We start from the raw sequence: 15,030 nt of genomic DNA on the forward strand, positions 1-15,030 counted from the left end.
CGCGGGCCATGCGACCGAGGAGGTCCCGCCGTGACTGTTGCCGCAGTCGGCAATACCGGTGATGCCATGGAGCTTTTCCGTGGCACCGCCCACAGCCCGTCGTTCTTCGCGCTGAACCGCGCCGGGGTCACGGGTGGCGGACAGGAGCTCGTGGACTTCTGCATCCCCTGCAACCCGTACTTCCCCACCCCCGCGATGTTCGCCGTGATGGCGGTCAGGCTGCGGGACATCCTCACCTACTACCCGAGCTCCGCAGAGACCATCACCGCCGAACTGGCCGATGTGCTCGGGCTGCAGCCGCAGACCATGGCGATGGGCAACGGCTCGACCGAGCTCATCACCTGGATCGACCATCTGCTGGTGAAGGAAAGCCTGGCGGTGCCGATTCCCACCTTCGGCCGCTGGACCGACCAGCCGATGGAGACCGGCAAACGGGTCGATATGTTCCAGCTCCCGGAAATGAGCGGATTCGCACTCGACCCCAACGCCTTCGTCAACTTCGTACGCTCCCGGGGCTCCCGGGTCGCCGTGATCTGCAATCCCAACAACCCCGACGGCGGGCTGGTGTCCCGCCAGGCCCTCATCGGCATCATGGACGCCCTGGCCGACCTCGACCTGATCGTGATCGACGAGTCCTTCCTGGAGTTCGCGGACGCCGAGGCGTATCCGAGCGTCGTGGACGAGGCCATCCTGCGCCCGAATGTGATCGTGCTGCGCAGCCTCGGCAAGAACTTCGGGCTGCACGGGGTGCGCTTCGGCTATCTGGTGGCCAATCCGTCGCTCGCCGTGCAGATCCGCTCCCGGCTGCCGAAGTGGAACCTCAACTCCTTCGCCGAGGTCATCGTCTTCATGCTGAAGCGGTACCGGCAGGAGTACGTGGAGAGCCTGCGCATGCTCAGCCACGACCGGCAGCAGATGACCACCCAGCTGGCCGGGCTGCCCGGGATGACGGTCTACCCCTCCCAGGGCAACTTCGTCTTCGTCAAGCTGCCGGCCGGGACGGACGGCGGCTGGGTCCGTGACCAACTGCTCTCCCAGCACGGTGTGCTGGTGCGCGAATGCGGCAACAAGCTGGGCAGCAGCAGCCAGTTCATGCGGCTGGTGGTGCGTTCCCAGCCGGATGTGCAGCGGCTGCTGACCGGGCTGAGCACGGTGCTGTACGGGACGTCCTTCTACGCTCCGCAGGTCGGCTGGGACCAGCAGCAGTCGCTGCCCTCGGGGTACGCGGGGGCGCCGGGGTCCATGGCGGCCCTGGGATCCGCCCCCTCGCAGGCGCAGTTCATGGAGTACTCCTACCAGCAGCCGCCCCAGCTGCCCGCGGCGCCGATGGCGCAGGAGCCCCAGCCGATGTACTCCGCGGCCGCCCTCCCGGCCCCGCAGGGCGTCGCCGGCGACCTGTACGGACAGGCGTCCTTCGCGAGCGCGGGCATGGCCACGGGCGCCTCGCCGGGGTACGTCCAGCAGCAGCCGCTCCCGGAGCTGTCGCCCGCGTATGTCGCCACTCCCCCGGCCCAGCCGCCCCTGTACCAGGCCCCGGCCGCGCTGCCGCAGCCCCAGATGGTCCAGGCCGCGCAGCCGCAGATTCCGCAGCAGGTGCCCGCGCAGCTGTTCCAGGCCCCGCAGCCGCAGCCGGCCCAGGGCCAGGTGCCGTTGATGCAGATGGCGCCCCAGCCGCAGAGCGCGCTGTACCAGGGCGCCCAGGCGCAGACCTCCCAGATGCCGATGGCCCAGATCCAAGCCCAGGTCCAGGCTCAGGCCCAGGTCCAGGGTGTCCAGGGGCAGGGGACGGCGGCGTACGTCCAGACCCGGCCCGAGGAGACGACGATCGACCAGATCCCGGTCTACGGGCAGCAGGACACGGGAATACCCGAGCCGACGCCGATGGAGCGGACCCAGGCCATGACCTACGACCCCGCCGAGCTGAAGGCCGCGGCGGCGGCCGCGGCGGCAGCGGCCCCGGTCGTTCCCCTCAGCGAGCAGGACGACGACCCGACCGGCCAGACCCCGGCACTGCAGCGCTATCCGCGCCCCGCGGCGTACCTCCAGGACGACTCGACGGCATGACCGGGCCCCGGCGCCGAGGTCATGACCGACGCATCCGTTCGTCGCCCGGCCAGGCCGGGGAGACCCCGGCCGCCGCGCAGATCGCGATGTGCAGCAGCAGGGGATGGGTGTACGGCTCCCCGTCGCCCGGCCAGTGCACCACACCGGGCTCCGCCCTCCCCGTGGGGCCGGTCCGCCGCCCGGGCGGGCCGGTCACCATGGCGCCGGCCGCGTAGACGGCCGGTGCGGGCCAGTCGACCCCGACGTCCGAATGGGGCGGCACGATCCACCACCAGCACCCGGCGCCGGTGAGCACACATCCCGCCCGGGGCAGCAGGGCCATCACCCCGGGGCCGTGCCGCTCGGCGATCCCCACCGCGTCGTAGGCCCGGTCCGTCCGCAGCGCCGCAGGCAGTTGAAGGCGGTGGCGGCCGGACACCGCGCGGAATCCCCGCCGGCCGAACCGGCCGCGGACGAGGCCGGTCAGCGCACCGGCGAAGGCGTACGTCATCTAGGGGCACTTCACAGAGGTCGGGCCGATGGTGCCTGCGGTCGCCGCGGCGGAGCGCGGTAACGGGATCATGCCGCAACTATGCGCATCGCCGGGGACACTTGGCAAGCGTCACTCTGAATTGTGCAGAGTCGTCAGTGCAATGTGTCCGTTCCGCACTGGCCATGGCACACTGCGAACATCAGCGCTGGGGAGGTCAGGGAGGGATTCAGGTGAGCGAACCGCGGTCGGCGCCGACCGTGGGTCAGGTCGTCCTCGGCAAGAGGCTGCAGGATCTGCGGGAGAAGGCGGGGTTCAAGCGGGACGAGGCGGCCAAAGTGCTGCGGGTGGCGCCCGCCACCATCCGCCGCATGGAGACCGCCGAGGTCGCGCTGAAGGTCCCGTATGTGCAGATGCTGCTGGACACCTACGGGATCACCGGTGAGGAGCTCGACTCGTTCATCACCCTGACCGAGGAGGCCAACAAGCCCGGCTGGTGGCAACGGTTCCACGACATCCTGCCGGACTGGTTCAGCGTCCACGTGAGCCTGGAGGGCGCGGCCGAGATGATCCGGGCGTACGAACCGCACTTCGTGCCCGGACTGCTCCAGACCGAGGACTACGCCCGGGCGGTCATGCAGACCGGCGCCGTCGGCCAGGCCGGTCCCCGGCAGGCGGAGCGCCATGTGGCGCTGCGCATGGAGCGGCAGGGCCTGCTCACCCGGCGGGATCCGCCCCGGCTGTGGGTGGTGATGGACGAGACGGTGCTGCGCCGGCGGGTGGGTTCGGCGGCGGTGATGCGGCAGCAGGTCGACCGGCTGCTGGAGGCCGTGGAGATGCCGCACATCACGCTGCAGATCTCGGAGTTCTCCTCCGGGCACCATCCGGGCACCTATGGGCCGTTCGTCCTCTTCCGCTTCGCTGTACCCGAACTGTCGGACTTGGTCTACGTCGAGTACCTGACCGGCGCCGTCTATCTGGATGAGCGCATCGAGGTGGCCTCCCATCTGGAGGCCATGGACCGCATGGCCGCCCAGGCGGCAACCGCACAACGCACAAAGGAAATCCTGCGGGATTTCCGCAAGGAGGTCTGATCGGAATGGATCGCATTCACAACGGCATGCGCGCGAGCGACCTCGGCAGCGAGGGCTGGCAGAAGCCGTGGAGCGGCGACAACTGCGTCGAAGCCATGAAGCTGGACGACGGCCGGGTCGCGATCCGCCAGTCGACCGATCCGGACGGTCCGGCGCTGATCTACACCCGCAGCGAGATCATCGCGTTCGTCCAGGGCGCCAAGGCGGGCGAGGCGGACTTCCTCGTCTGCTGACGCGGCCCCCGCGCGCCGCCGCCGACGGCCGGTGGACCGTCGGCGTCGGCGCGGCGCCGGTGTGCCGTTACGCGCCGTCCGCCGCGAGTGCCCGCAGCAGGCCGACGGTCAGCGCGGTACGGGCCGGGATCGGGGCGAGCACGGTGTGTTCGTGGCGGGCGTGGGCGCCGGAGCCGAGGGCACCGAGGCCGTCGAGGACGGGACGGCCGAGCGCGGAGACGAAGTTGCCGTCACTGGCACCGCCGACCGCGGTCTCCTCCAGCTCCCAGCCGTGTTCCGCGGCGATCGCGTGGGCCCGCTCGAACAACCGGCGGGACGGGCCGCCCGGAACCATCGGCGGACGGTTCCACTCACCGCTGACGGTCAGCCGCACCCGCTGGTCGGAGGGGGTGAGGGCGTGCAGCGCGGCGTCGATCCGCTTCATCTCCTCCGGTTCGGCGATCCGGATGTCGATGCCGCAACTCGCCCGTGCTGCGATCACGTTCCGCCCCGTGCCGCCTTGAATCAGCCCCACGTTCACCGTGGTCCCCCGCTCCGGGGCGCCGAGCGCGGTGATCCGCGGGACGATCTCGGCCAGCGCGTGGATGGCGCTCGCGCCCGCGAACGGGTCGAGACCCGCGTGCGATTCGAGGCCGTGGGCCGTCACATCGAACAGTCCGACGCCCTTGCGGGAGGTCTTGAGCGCCCCGTCCAGCGACGCCTCGAAGACCAGGGTGGCCAGGACGTCCTCGCTGAGCCGCTCGATATGGCGCCGGGAGGCGGGGCTGCCGATCTCCTCGTCGCCGTTGAGCAGCAGCCGCACCGAGGGGTGGGGAAGCGCCAGTTCACGCAGCAGCCGCAGGGTCCAGACGGCCTGCACCAGGCCCGTCTTCATGTCGAAGACACCGGGACCGCTCGCCCGGCCGTCCTCGACCTCGAAGGGCCATTCGGCGAGCGTTCCGGCCGGCCACACCGTGTCGTAGTGGCACAGCATCAGCACGGTGCCGGGTGCCGTGCCGCGATAGGTCAGGGCGAGCACATCGCCGTGCGGTCCGCAGTCGTGGCGCTCGGTTCCGTCCGGCTCACCGAGCCGGTTGACGACCCAGCCGCCGATCGTGGCGAGTCCGGCGTCCAGCAGCCGCTTGTCGTTGCTCGGCGTCTCCAGTTCCACCAGTGTCCGTAGGTCTTCGATCATCTCGGGCAGCGCCTGGGCGGTGGCGGCGGCGAGATCGGAGGGGGTCATGCGAGGGGGATCCTTCCCGGGGGTGGCGGGGGTGAGGGAGCGGCTGGGGATCAGCGGACGGGCGCGCCGGGGCCGAGCGGAATGCCCAGCGCCCACCAGACGTAGAAGAGCAGGGTCCAGGCCACCAGCATGGCCACGGACAGCGGCAGGGTCAGCGAGGCGAGGGTGCCGATTCCGGCGGAGCGCCGGTAGCGCTGGAGGAAGCCGAGCGCCATGACGAAGTAGGCGCTCATCGGGGTGATGGCGTTGGTGCAGGAGTCGGCGATGCGGTAGACGGCCTGGGTGGCCTCCGGGGGGATGTGCAGCAGCATCAGCATCGGCACGAAGACCGGGGCCACCAGCGCCCACATGGCCGAGCCGCTGGTCATCGCCAGATTGATCACCGTGCACACCACCACGATGCCGAGGAAGGCGACCGGGCCGGTGACCCCGAGGTCCTTCAGCAGATCGGCGCCGCGGATGGCGAGCACCTGGCCGACGCCGGTCCACTTGAAGTAGGCGAGGAACTGGGAGATGGCGAAGAACAGCACCAGGATGGGGGCCATCTCCCGCATGCCCTGCGCCATGAAGTCCGGGATGTCCCGGCCGCCACGGACGGTACCGGCCGCACGCCCGTAGACCGCGCCGAGGAGGGCGAAGAGCAGTCCGAGCACCACGGCGATACCGGAGAGCACGGGCGATTCGACGATGCTGCCGCCCTCGCCGCGCAGCGGTGACCCGGTGGGGATCATCGCCACCACGATCACCGTGAGGTAGATGGCGAGGGTGGCGGCGGCGCGGCGCAGCCCGCGGCGCTCCTCGGGTGCCAGGGCGAGCTCGACATCCCCGGTGGCCTTCGCGGTGGCTTCCCCGTCCGCGGTGGTTTTCGCGGTGGCTTCCCCGTCCGCCTCCTCGGGCTCGGGCGGAAGCGCCGCCACCCGCTTCACCAGCACCTTCTCGGTGACAAAGGTGATCACGGCGGCCAGCACCACCGAGGAGGCGAGGGAGAAGAAGTAGTTGGACAGCGGGGTGACGACATAGCCGGGGTCCACGGTGTGCGCGGCGGCCGTGGTCAGCCCGGACAGCACCGCGTCCATCGGGGTGATCAGCGGGCTGGCGTCATAGCCCGCCGATACGCCGACGAAGGCCACGACGATCCCCAGCAGCGGACTGCGCCCGATGGCCCGGAAGGCCAGTCCGCCCAGGGGGACCAGCGCCACATAGGCGGCGTCGGACGCGATATGGGCGACCATCGCGGTGAAGGCCAGCGCGAAGGTCATCCAGCGCGCCGGGACCTTGGCGACACCGGCCCGCAGCATCGCCGCGAGCAGCCCCGACCGGTCGGCGACGGCGACACCGAGCATGACGACCAGGATGGTGCCGAGCGGTGGGAAGGTGGCGTAGTTGGTGATCGCGTCGTTGATCATCGACCGCACCCCGTCGACCGAGATCAGGCTGCGCACCGCCACGGTCTTGTCCCCCGCCGGGTCGACCGCGGAGACGTCCGCGGTGGCGAGCCCCCAGCTGATCAGCGCGAGGAAGGCGCTGAGGATCGCGAACAGCCAGAAGGGATGGGGAAGTCTGTTGCCCGCGCGCTCGACGGCGCCGAGCACCCGGAGCAGTGCGGACAGCGCGGCCGAGGAGTCCCCGGGCGCGTCGGGAGGCGGTTTGCCGGGGGTGTTGTCGGGTGTGGTCGTGGTGTCGTTGGAACTCACCGTCCGCACTCCTTCGTCGATGACGCAGTAGTGGTCGTCCATTAGAGGAGGCTTGGCGGAATGAGGCAAGAGGAAGAGTCATTACGCAAGAATGATTCACGCCTGAAGCACCAATCGCACGATAGGTTCGTAACCATGGCAGCCGATCCCTCCACCCCACCGGTGCTCGACGACGCCGACCTCGATCTGGTGGCCGCCCTGCAGGTGGCGCCGAGGGCGCCGCTGAGCGCGCTGGCCGAGGTGCTCGGCAGCTCCGCCAGCACCGTCGGCCGCCGGCTGGCCCGGCTCGAGGAGGAGCGGCTGCTGCGGGTGATCGGGCAGGTGGAGTGGCCGATGCTGGCCGAGGGCAACCCCCTGCACATCTGGGTGGCCACGGCCCCGGGGCAGGCGTGGGAGGTGGCCCGGCAGCTGTCCGAGCTGCCCGAGATCCCGTTCGTCGCCACGACCACGGGCCACGCGGATGTCTACTGCTCCCTGCACGCCACCCGGCGCGACCGGGCACGTGAGCTGCTGATGACACGGATCCCGTCCGTCCCCGGTGTGCGGTCGGCCCATACCGAGCTGGTGCTGCGGGCGACGGCGAAGTCCGACGCGTGGCGGCTGCGGCGGCTGGACGACGCCCAGCTGCGGGCGTTGCGGGAGGTCGCCGATCCGGTGGAGGAGCCCGCGTCCGTCACCGGGTTCGGCGACGATGAGCTGCGGGCCATGGAGCTGCTGCGCCAGGACGGGCGGGCGAGCGCCGCCGAAGTGGCGCGCGGGCTCGGCATCAGCCGGTCCACCGCCTACCGGCTGACCCAGTCGCTCCTCCAGCGCGGACTGGTGCGGCCCCGCGTGGAGATCGAACCGGCGCTGCTCGGCCATCCGCTGGAGGTCGTGATCGAACTGCATGCCGCGCCCGGGGCCATCCAGGAGGTGGCCGACGCGCTGGCCCGGCATCCCTCGGCGCGCTATGTCTCGATCGTGGCGGGCACCTCCTCGGTGATCCACCACGGGGTGTTCCGGGACGAGGACGGCCTGGCCGAGCTGCTCACCCGCGATCTGGCGACGCTCCCCGGCATCACCGCCTGCGAGGTGTCGGTGGTCCTCGATGTGCTGCGCCGGTACTGGATCGGCCGTACGGACGGAAGACTGCTGAGCCAGGACCGATGAGTTCCGCGCGGCGCGCCGGTCCAAGAGGTGAAACAGGGGGCGACGCCGTCCCGCCCCCGCTCACCGAGGAGACACCATGAGCAGCAACGAGATCACCATCAGCCGGGACCTGGACGCACCGCGCGAGACCGTGTGGCGGGTGTGGACCGAGCCGGAGTACTTCGCCCGCTGGTTCGGCGCCGCGCCGGAGTCCGTCGACCTCGACGTCCGTCCGGGAGGCGCCTGGAGAGCGACCGTCGCCACGCCCGGGGGCGAGATGCCGATGCGCGGTGTCTACCGCGAGGTGGCCGGCCGGGAGCGGCTGGTGTGGACGCTGGACCTGCCGCAGGGCGCGATGGAGATGACCGCCACCTTCGCCGATCTGGACGGCGGCCGGACCCGGGTGGTGCTCCGGCAGCCGGCCCCGCCGCAGGAGCAGTGCGCCCAGGCCGAGGAGGGTGCCGCCCAGCTGCTGGACGCCTTCGCCAAGGTGCTCGCGTCGGTCTGAGCGGTCCCGGTCACTCCCCCGGCGGCGGCCCGTCCCACTCGATGACGTCCACCTCGTCACCCACGGCCAGTTTTCCGGCGCGGATCACGGAGAACTGGCAGCCGAACAGGGTGGCGCCGCCGGGGCCGCGCCGGTAGCCGGCCATGGTGCGCAGCGGCTCCGGGCCCGCCTTGACGCCCTCGCTCTGCTCGACCGTCGTCACGACGCACCGGGCGGTGTGCTTGGCGAAGCCCAGCTCGGCTCCGCCGACGGCGATCCTGCGGACCCGGTCCTCCCGGTGGGGTTCGTCCCATCCGCCGATCACGATGCCGGGGCGGAAGCGCTCCATCGGCAGCGCCGCGCCACCCGCCTCGGCGATCCGCTCGTTCAGCCCGTCCAGGCTGGCCCGGGAGACGATGTGCACCGCGGCGCTGTCGGCGTACCCGCAGGTGCCGGGGATCCATCCGTCGGTCACCCGGTCGTGCTCCGGGGGCACCCGCACCAGCCTGCTCGGCGCGCCCAGGAACCGGGAAAGCCACGTGGCGGCGTCCTCGCCCTGGTCGATGCCGAGGTAGGGCGTGTCGAACACGGTGACCTCGCGCCGCGCGGAGGTGGTGTCGATGTGGATGGCCACCCCGCCCTCGCCGGGTGCGGACAGGGTGAGCCGGGTGCCGTGCGGGTCGATGGCGGGGCGGATGACGGCGAGCCGGGGATCCCGCCGCTGAGTGCGGCACTCTCCGTCCTCACCGATGACCATGAAGCTGCGGTCGTGTTCCAGACCCGCCTCCGTCAGCAGCGCCTCGGACAGGGGAACGCCCGCGCAGCCCTTGACGGGATAGCAGGTCAGCTCGACAACGGTGGCCACGCGGGCACCTTATCCCAGGGGTGGCGGCGGCTCCGGGCGGCTGGTCGGGGCGCTCATTCCGCATCGCCCGGTGCCCGACCGGCGTTTCATGGCACGGCCCGGTTCCGCCATGCGCCCCCGGCCCGGCGTCCAGCGGCAGGACGTAGCGCCGAGTACGTCGAATGACCCACCTCGCACGGCCGGTGACCACCGGCATACGCCGTAGGCGCGCTGCGCCTCCCGTCGGCGGGAACCCAAAACGAACCGTTTCCGGGGAGCGGCGGACGAGGCCGCAGGAAAAGCGCGGCCCCCGGCGCCGCCCGGGGTCCCGGACAGGCGGGGTGAAGGGTGATTATTCCGGGGCCGCTCCTGCGAGCGACTGGAAGGGAGGAAGTCGATGTGAGGCAATGATATGCGCGGCGGCGCGGTTCCCGCTATACACGGGCGGCGTGATTCTCCGCCAGTTCCCCGCCGCCATGACGACCGGCCCTTTTCGGAGAACTGCCGCGGCGCACGGGCGGTCGGCGAGTCGACGCACGACAAGAGATACGGTAAACGCCGAGTCAAGTCCGTTCTGTGGCCGATGAGTTGGCCGGACGCCGTGCGACCGTCCCTGTTCCACGGGCCATAACCGGAGGCGAGAGGGCATACGAGTCGGGGCCCTGGTTCCACGCCCGGTGCCCTCGGCCGCCTTGCCGACTCCCCGTCGCCTCTCCACCGTCTCCCCGCCGTGTCGTCGCCCGGGGCCGCGTCCGCTCCCGGCCGGCCCCGCCCGTGAACGCCACGGTCGGCGGCGGGCCCCCGTCGATACGTTTCAGTCTCCCGCCGCACCCTGGGAAACTCCGCCGGGTACGTCCGGCGCGTTCGCTCATCCGTCCCCCTCTTCCCCGCCCCACCGCAAGGCCGTCCTATTTCCCGCCCCTCCCACCGTCTCCCGCTCTCCCCTTCCTCTCCTCTTCCTCTCCTCCCCTCCCCGGCATTCTCCGGATGCCGGGGAGGGAGCGGAACGGCCGGTTCCAACGCGGTGCCGCGCGGTTACGGCCGACCGCTCGGGCCCGGCCGCCAAGCGGCCGATCTTGACCGGGCGGTGCCGCAATAGCGCCAGGGAAGATCCCGTGCCGCGCAGCCGGCCCGCACCGGCCGCCGTATTGAGCCGCCCGCCGCTCGTCCGGTCTTCAACCTCCCGGGCCCCGGCGGCAATTCACCCGGACCGCCGTCCGAGATCCGTCATCGATCACCCGGAAACCAATCCGGCGGAATAGCGGCCGCCCCGTCCGGCGCCCCGGAGAATCATTTCCCGCCGTACCAGGACGTCCGGCGGTGCGTGATCGCCCGCGCCCGCCCCCGGCCCGCCGCTCCCGCCCCGCCGGCGCGCGTGCGCCCCCGCCCCTCCATGCGCCTCCCACCGCACAACTGAGGGAGCGTCAGCCGATTCCGGGGTGGCACCGGGCGGCGCGCGGCGGTCCATGAGGCCCCCTGCGCCTTGTGACCGGCGGGGCCGGGCTGCGGTACTCGTACAGCCCACCGGGTCCTCTGGAGGGCGACGTCGAGAGCCGTTGTGGAGAGGAACCAGCCTCATGGCCGTACGAGGAAGTCACCGACGCCCCGCATCGCCCAGCCGGGTCTCGCCGCTGTGCGCGGCGCTCACCGCGGGTGGTGTCGGCATCGTCCTGCCGCTCCTCGGCACCGGCGCCGCCCACGCGGCCTCGGTCGACACCTGGAACCTGGTCGCCAAGTGCGAGAGCGGGGGCAACTGGCACATCAACACCGGCAACGGCTACTACGGCGGTCTCCAGTTCTCCCAGCACACCTGGGCGGCGTTCGGCGGCACCGCCTACGCCGCGCGGGCCGATCTGGCGTCCAGGGCCCAGCAGATCACCGTGGCGGAGGCGGTGCTGCGCAAACAGGGCCCCGGCGCGTGGCCGGTGTGCTCCGTCCGCAGCCGGCTGACCCGGTCCGGTCCACCCGCCGGAGTGGCGAGCCAGAACGCCCACCCCCGCGCCCAGCACCCGGCGAAGCCCAAGAAGTCGGCCAAGTCCGCCGCGAAGTCCCGGGCCCGGCAGCACACCGCCCGGCGCGCGGCGGCGTCCGGCTCCTACGCGGTCGTTCGCGGCGACACGCTGTCCCGCATCGCCACGCGTGCGTCCGTCAGGGGTGGCTGGAAGGCGCTGTACCACGCCAACCGCGGGACCGTCGGCCCCAACCCGGATCTGATCCACCCGGGGCAGCGGCTGACCCTGCCCGCGGGCTCCCGGCATCCGCACAAGGCGGCGCCCCGCCACCGCGCCTCGACGGTCTCGAGCCACACAGTGGTCCGCAGGACGGCGGCCCGCCCGCATATGGCCCCGGTCAGCGGGCCGGTCAGCGCGGGGTACGGCACCCGCGGCTCGCGGTGGGCCAGCGGCCATCACACCGGCGTGGACTTCGCGGTGCCCACCGGCACCTCCGTGCGCGCGGCCGCCCCGGGCACCGTGGTGGCGGCCGGGTGGGGCGGCGCCTTCGGCTACCAGGTCATCGTCCGCCACGCCGACGGGCTCTACACCCACTACGGGCATCTGTCGGCGCTGACGGTACGCACCGGGCAGTCGGTCGAGGCGGGCCACCGGATCGCCCGGTCCGGCAGCACCGGGAACGCCACCGGACCGCATCTCCACTTCGAGGTCCGCACCGGCCCGCGCTACGGATCCGACATCGACCCGCTGGCCTATCTGCGCTCCCACGGCGTCAGCGTCTGACGCCACACACCGGACGCATCGCGTCCGCACGGTCCATCTCCGAGGGGTGGGGGAAGGGGAGGCCGCCCGAGGCACGGCTCGGGCGGCCTCCCGCCATCCGTACGGGGACCGGTCAGTACCAGATCGCGACGGGCAGCCCGGTCTCCGCCGTCTGAGGCGGATCGGGCAGGCTCCGGGCGGCCTGGAGCGCGATGCGCCGCGCGCTCCAGGCCGCCGCCGCGGCGTCCAGGACGTCGTCGGGCGGCACCCGCCCGGCCGGTCCGAGGTCGTCGGGCAGGACGATGCCCTGGCCCTCCAGCAGCCGGCGGCGCACGGCCTGGCCGTTCCAGCTCTTCTTGCTCCAGGGCACGGGCCGCCCCTCGTCCAGGGCGGCGAAGGAGACCTCGGGATGGACCTCGTACAGCCGGTGGTCGCCCCCGTCGCGGCAGGCGTTGGCCTCGCGCAGCTTCGCGGCCAGCCCCCACGACTGACGGCTCAGCCCCTTCTTGGCCACCCGTCGGCAGACCGCGTTGGCCTCGTCGTAGTCGGCCGCCTCCCAGACCTCGCGCGGCGGTACGGAGAAGACCCGGGAGCGGTGCGGGGCCACCATCGCGGTGGCCAGGGCGTCGGCCTCCCGCCATCCCTCCGCCAGCAGCCCCAGCGGCATGTCGACCGCCACCACGGCGGCGTCCGGAACCCGCCCGAGCAGTTCGCTCAGCGCCTCGGCGGTGTCGGCCCCGGCGAAGCGGCCCTCCTCGTCCAGGGTCACGGCCACCCAGCCGGTGCGGCAGGCGTCCACCCCCACGACGGGCGATTCCGCGCATCCGGGTGCGGGCGGAGTGTGAAAAGCATCGCTACGGGAACCCATGCGCCGTATCCGACCACGCGGATGAGCCGGTACGGGGCAGAACGGCGGAAAAGGACGGCGATGGGCGTACGTACATGGATCCAGGATTGGCCTGTCCACCCCCGGCTGACCGGAAGCGACCCGCTCGGCCGCGGCGCCGCCACCTCGGCCGCCACCCGTGAGCGGCGCGCCGGCGTCACGGTGCGGACCGGAACGGAGGTGCGGGGATGACCGACGCCTCGAAGCGCTCATCGCTGATCGGCCGCAATCTGCTGGCCGGAGCCGAACCGGATGTCGCCGGGGACGCCGGGCACGAGGACCATCCGCCCCGGGTCGGCTTCTTCACCGACACCTCGGTGTGCATCGGCTGCAAGGCGTGCGAGGTGGCGTGCAAGGAGTGGAACGCCATCCCGGAGGACGGGCTGGACTTCACCGGCATGTCCTTCGACAACACCCAGGGCCTCTCCGCCTCCACCTGGCGCCATGTGGCCTTCATCGAGCAGAACAGGCCGCTGGACCGGGACGGGGCGGGGGGCGGCGGGCGGACCGGGCTGCGGTGGCTGATGTCCTCGGACGTGTGCAAGCACTGCACCCACGCCGCGTGCCTGGACGTGTGTCCGACCGGTGCGCTGTTCCGCACCGAGTTCGGGACCGTGGTGGTCCAGGACGACGTCTGCAACGGCTGCGGCTACTGCGTGCCCGCCTGTCCGTACGGGGTCATCGACGTACGGCCCGAGGACGGCGGGGCCCACAAGTGCACCCTGTGCTACGACCGGCTGGGCGCCGGCCAGGAACCCGCGTGCGCCAAGGCGTGCCCCACCGACTCCATCCAGTTCGGGCCCCTGGACGAGCTGCGCGAGCGCGCCGCCGCCCGGGTCGAGGAGCTGCACCGGGTGGGGATCGAGGACGCGCGGCTGTACGGACACGACCCGGAGGACGGTGTCGGCGGCGACGGCGCCTTCTTCCTGCTGCTGGACGAGCCGGAGGTGTACGGGCTGCCGCCGGACCCGGTCGTCACCACCCGGGATCTGCCCTCGATGTGGCGGCACGCGGGCGCCGCGGCCCTGACCCTGCTCGGCGGCGTGGCCGCCGTGTTCGCGGCCCAGTCCGGCGTGAGCGGGCGCCGTACCGGAAGGAGGCACTGATGAGCGAGCCGGATGCCACCCGTGACGGCGTCCGCGGCGCCCGGCCGGGCCGGGACGCGCAGGTCGGCGAGGGGACGGGGGACGGCGAGCGGCGCGGACGCAAGGGCGGGAAGGGCCGCGAGGGCGGGAAGGGCCGCGAGGGCGGGAAGGGCCGCGAGGGCGAGCAGTCGATGGTCCCCGGGGCGGAGTTCACCTCCTACTACGGGCGGCCGGTGCTCAACCTGCCCCCCTGGAACCCCCGGGACATCGCGGGCTACTTCTTCCTCGGCGGGCTCGCGGGCGCCGGGTCGGTGCTCGCGGCGGGTGCCGAGCTGACCGGCCGTCCGGCCATGGCCCGCGCGCTCAAGGTGTCCTCGATCGCCGCCCTGACCGGGTCCACCGCCGCCCTGATCCACGACCTCGGGCGCCCCGGGCGGTTCGTCAATATGCTGCGGGTCTTCAAGCCCACCTCGCCGATGAGCGTCGGCTCATGGGTGCTGGCGGCCTACGGCCCGATGGCCGGTGCGGCCGCCGCCTCGGACGTGGCCGGGCGGCTGCCGCGCACCGGCCGGGCGGCCACGGTGGCGGCGGCCCTGCTGGGCCCGGCGGTGGCCTCGTACACGGCGGTGCTGCCCGCCAACACGGCCGTCCCCGCATGGCACGACGGCTACCGCGAACTGCCGTTCGTCTTCGTCGGCTCGGCCGCCATGGCGGCGAGCGGTATGGCCCTGCTGGCCTCGCCGGTCGCCGAGAACGCCCCGGCGCGCGGCGTCGCGCTGCTCGGTACGGCGGTGGAGACCGCCGCCGTCAAGGCCATGGAACGGCGGCTCGGGGTGGTCGCCGAGACCTACCGAGAGGGCCGGGCGGGCAAGCTGATGCGCGCCGCCGAGGTGCTTGCGGTGACGGGCGCGCTCGGCGGCGCCCTCCTCGGCCGCCGCGGCCGCCCCGCCGCGGCCCTCAGCGGCGCCGCCCTGCTGGCGGCCTCGGCGTGCACCCGTTTCGGGGTGTTCCACGCCGGGATGCGGTCGGCGGAGGACCCGAAGTACACGGTCCTGCCCCAGCGGGAACGGCTCGAGGCGCGGCGGGAGCGGTCGGCGGACGACTGACCCG

At 72.5% G+C, this 15,030-nt stretch carries 14 protein-coding genes; 9 read left to right on the plus strand and 5 right to left on the minus strand.

The genetic code is table 11. The features are described from left to right. The first annotated feature begins 66 nt into the window (after positions 1 to 66). Positions 67 to 2,064 carry a pyridoxal phosphate-dependent aminotransferase gene (locus tag JK364_RS04355; RefSeq protein ID WP_201848897.1) on the plus strand — a complete coding sequence of 666 codons (1,998 nt, stop codon included), beginning with the start codon at positions 67 to 69 and terminating at the stop codon, positions 2,062 to 2,064. A 19-nt stretch (positions 2,065 to 2,083) separates the two neighbouring features. On the opposite strand, the gene JK364_RS04360 is transcribed toward JK364_RS04355, so the two are convergent. After that, a complete protein-coding gene (locus tag JK364_RS04360) occupies positions 2,084 to 2,554 on the minus strand; it encodes a hypothetical protein (protein WP_201847657.1) in 471 nt (156 codons plus the stop codon). Between the two features lie 212 nt (positions 2,555 to 2,766). Between JK364_RS04360 and JK364_RS04365 the strand changes: the two genes are divergently transcribed. Next, positions 2,767 to 3,627, plus strand: a complete 861-nt coding sequence (locus tag JK364_RS04365) for a Sco1979 family transcriptional regulator (protein WP_201847659.1) — start codon at positions 2,767 to 2,769, stop codon at positions 3,625 to 3,627. 5 nt (positions 3,628 to 3,632) lie between these two features. After that, positions 3,633 to 3,860, plus strand: coding sequence for a DUF397 domain-containing protein (locus JK364_RS04370; protein WP_201847661.1), 228 nt, complete (start codon positions 3,633 to 3,635; stop codon positions 3,858 to 3,860). A gap of 67 nt (positions 3,861 to 3,927) precedes the next feature. On the opposite strand, the gene JK364_RS04375 is transcribed toward JK364_RS04370, so the two are convergent. Further along, on the minus strand, positions 3,928 to 5,082 hold the full coding sequence (locus tag JK364_RS04375; RefSeq protein WP_201847662.1) for a M20 family metallopeptidase: 1,155 nt from the start codon (positions 5,080 to 5,082) through the stop codon (positions 3,928 to 3,930). 50 nt (positions 5,083 to 5,132) lie between these two features. Further along, positions 5,133 to 6,818: an AbgT family transporter gene (locus tag JK364_RS04380; RefSeq protein ID WP_201847664.1), complete on the minus strand. Its 1,686-nt coding sequence runs from the start codon at positions 6,816 to 6,818 to the stop codon at positions 5,133 to 5,135. A 93-nt stretch (positions 6,819 to 6,911) separates the two neighbouring features. Between JK364_RS04380 and JK364_RS04385 the strand changes: the two genes are divergently transcribed. After that, complete coding sequence (locus JK364_RS04385; RefSeq protein WP_201847666.1) at positions 6,912 to 7,925, plus strand: Lrp/AsnC family transcriptional regulator; 1,014 nt, start codon at positions 6,912 to 6,914, stop codon at positions 7,923 to 7,925. Positions 7,926 to 8,001: 76 nt separating this feature from the next. Next, positions 8,002 to 8,412, plus strand: a complete 411-nt coding sequence (locus JK364_RS04390) for an SRPBCC family protein (protein ID WP_201847668.1) — start codon at positions 8,002 to 8,004, stop codon at positions 8,410 to 8,412. A gap of 10 nt (positions 8,413 to 8,422) precedes the next feature. Here the strand turns inward: JK364_RS04390 and JK364_RS04395 are convergent, their stop codons facing one another. After that, positions 8,423 to 9,256, minus strand: coding sequence for an MOSC domain-containing protein (locus tag JK364_RS04395; protein WP_201847670.1), 834 nt, complete (start codon positions 9,254 to 9,256; stop codon positions 8,423 to 8,425). Between the two features lie 1,556 nt (positions 9,257 to 10,812). On the opposite strand from JK364_RS04395, the gene JK364_RS04400 reads away from it, so the two are divergent. Beyond that, positions 10,813 to 11,970: a transglycosylase family protein gene (locus tag JK364_RS04400; protein WP_201847672.1), complete on the plus strand. Its 1,158-nt coding sequence runs from the start codon at positions 10,813 to 10,815 to the stop codon at positions 11,968 to 11,970. A 112-nt stretch (positions 11,971 to 12,082) separates the two neighbouring features. Here the strand turns inward: JK364_RS04400 and JK364_RS04405 are convergent, their stop codons facing one another. Further along, positions 12,083 to 12,754, minus strand: a complete 672-nt coding sequence (locus JK364_RS04405; RefSeq protein ID WP_307841148.1) for a DUF429 domain-containing protein — start codon at positions 12,752 to 12,754, stop codon at positions 12,083 to 12,085. Between the two features lie 123 nt (positions 12,755 to 12,877). On the opposite strand from JK364_RS04405, the gene JK364_RS55040 reads away from it, so the two are divergent. Genes JK364_RS55040 through nrfD form a run of 3 tightly spaced genes read left to right on the plus strand, consistent with a single transcriptional unit; the run spans position 12,878 to position 15,026 of the window. Then, positions 12,878 to 13,027: a hypothetical protein gene (locus JK364_RS55040; RefSeq protein ID WP_230991299.1), complete on the plus strand. Its 150-nt coding sequence runs from the start codon at positions 12,878 to 12,880 to the stop codon at positions 13,025 to 13,027. Continuing rightward, positions 13,024 to 13,941: a 4Fe-4S dicluster domain-containing protein gene (locus JK364_RS04415; protein ID WP_201847676.1), complete on the plus strand. Its 918-nt coding sequence runs from the start codon at positions 13,024 to 13,026 to the stop codon at positions 13,939 to 13,941. The genes JK364_RS55040 and JK364_RS04415 overlap by 4 nt, the downstream gene beginning before the upstream one ends. Then, positions 13,941 to 15,026 (plus strand): NrfD/PsrC family molybdoenzyme membrane anchor subunit, encoded by a 1,086-nt coding sequence (gene nrfD, locus JK364_RS04420; protein ID WP_201847677.1) that lies wholly within the window; start codon positions 13,941 to 13,943, stop codon positions 15,024 to 15,026. Before JK364_RS04415 ends, nrfD begins: the two co-directional genes overlap by 1 nt. Positions 15,027 to 15,030: the final 4 nt, after the last annotated feature.

Origin of the sequence: Streptomyces endocoffeicus, from assembly GCF_016741935.1 — a bacterium.
Lineage (GTDB): Bacteria > Actinomycetota > Actinomycetes > Streptomycetales > Streptomycetaceae > Streptomyces > Streptomyces endocoffeicus.

Excerpts from the sequence above, each read along its gene's own strand:
- JK364_RS04375 (WP_201847662.1), bottom strand. The coding sequence starts at position 5,082 with ATGACCCCCTCCGATCTCGCCGCCGCCACCGCCCAGGCGCTGCCCGAG.
- JK364_RS04390 (WP_201847668.1), top strand. The coding sequence starts at position 8,002 with ATGAGCAGCAACGAGATCACCATCAGCCGGGACCTGGACGCACCGCGC.
- JK364_RS04415 (WP_201847676.1), top strand. The coding sequence starts at position 13,024 with ATGACCGACGCCTCGAAGCGCTCATCGCTGATCGGCCGCAATCTGCTG.
- nrfD (WP_201847677.1), top strand. The coding sequence starts at position 13,941 with ATGAGCGAGCCGGATGCCACCCGTGACGGCGTCCGCGGCGCCCGGCCG.
- JK364_RS04385 (WP_201847666.1), top strand. The coding sequence starts at position 6,912 with ATGGCAGCCGATCCCTCCACCCCACCGGTGCTCGACGACGCCGACCTC.
- JK364_RS55040 (WP_230991299.1), top strand. The coding sequence starts at position 12,878 with ATGGGCGTACGTACATGGATCCAGGATTGGCCTGTCCACCCCCGGCTG.
- JK364_RS04400 (WP_201847672.1), top strand. The coding sequence starts at position 10,813 with ATGGCCGTACGAGGAAGTCACCGACGCCCCGCATCGCCCAGCCGGGTC.
- JK364_RS04355 (WP_201848897.1), top strand. The coding sequence starts at position 67 with ATGGAGCTTTTCCGTGGCACCGCCCACAGCCCGTCGTTCTTCGCGCTG.
- JK364_RS04380 (WP_201847664.1), bottom strand. The coding sequence starts at position 6,818 with ATGGACGACCACTACTGCGTCATCGACGAAGGAGTGCGGACGGTGAGT.
- JK364_RS04360 (WP_201847657.1), bottom strand. The coding sequence starts at position 2,554 with ATGACGTACGCCTTCGCCGGTGCGCTGACCGGCCTCGTCCGCGGCCGG.
- JK364_RS04370 (WP_201847661.1), top strand. The coding sequence starts at position 3,633 with ATGGATCGCATTCACAACGGCATGCGCGCGAGCGACCTCGGCAGCGAG.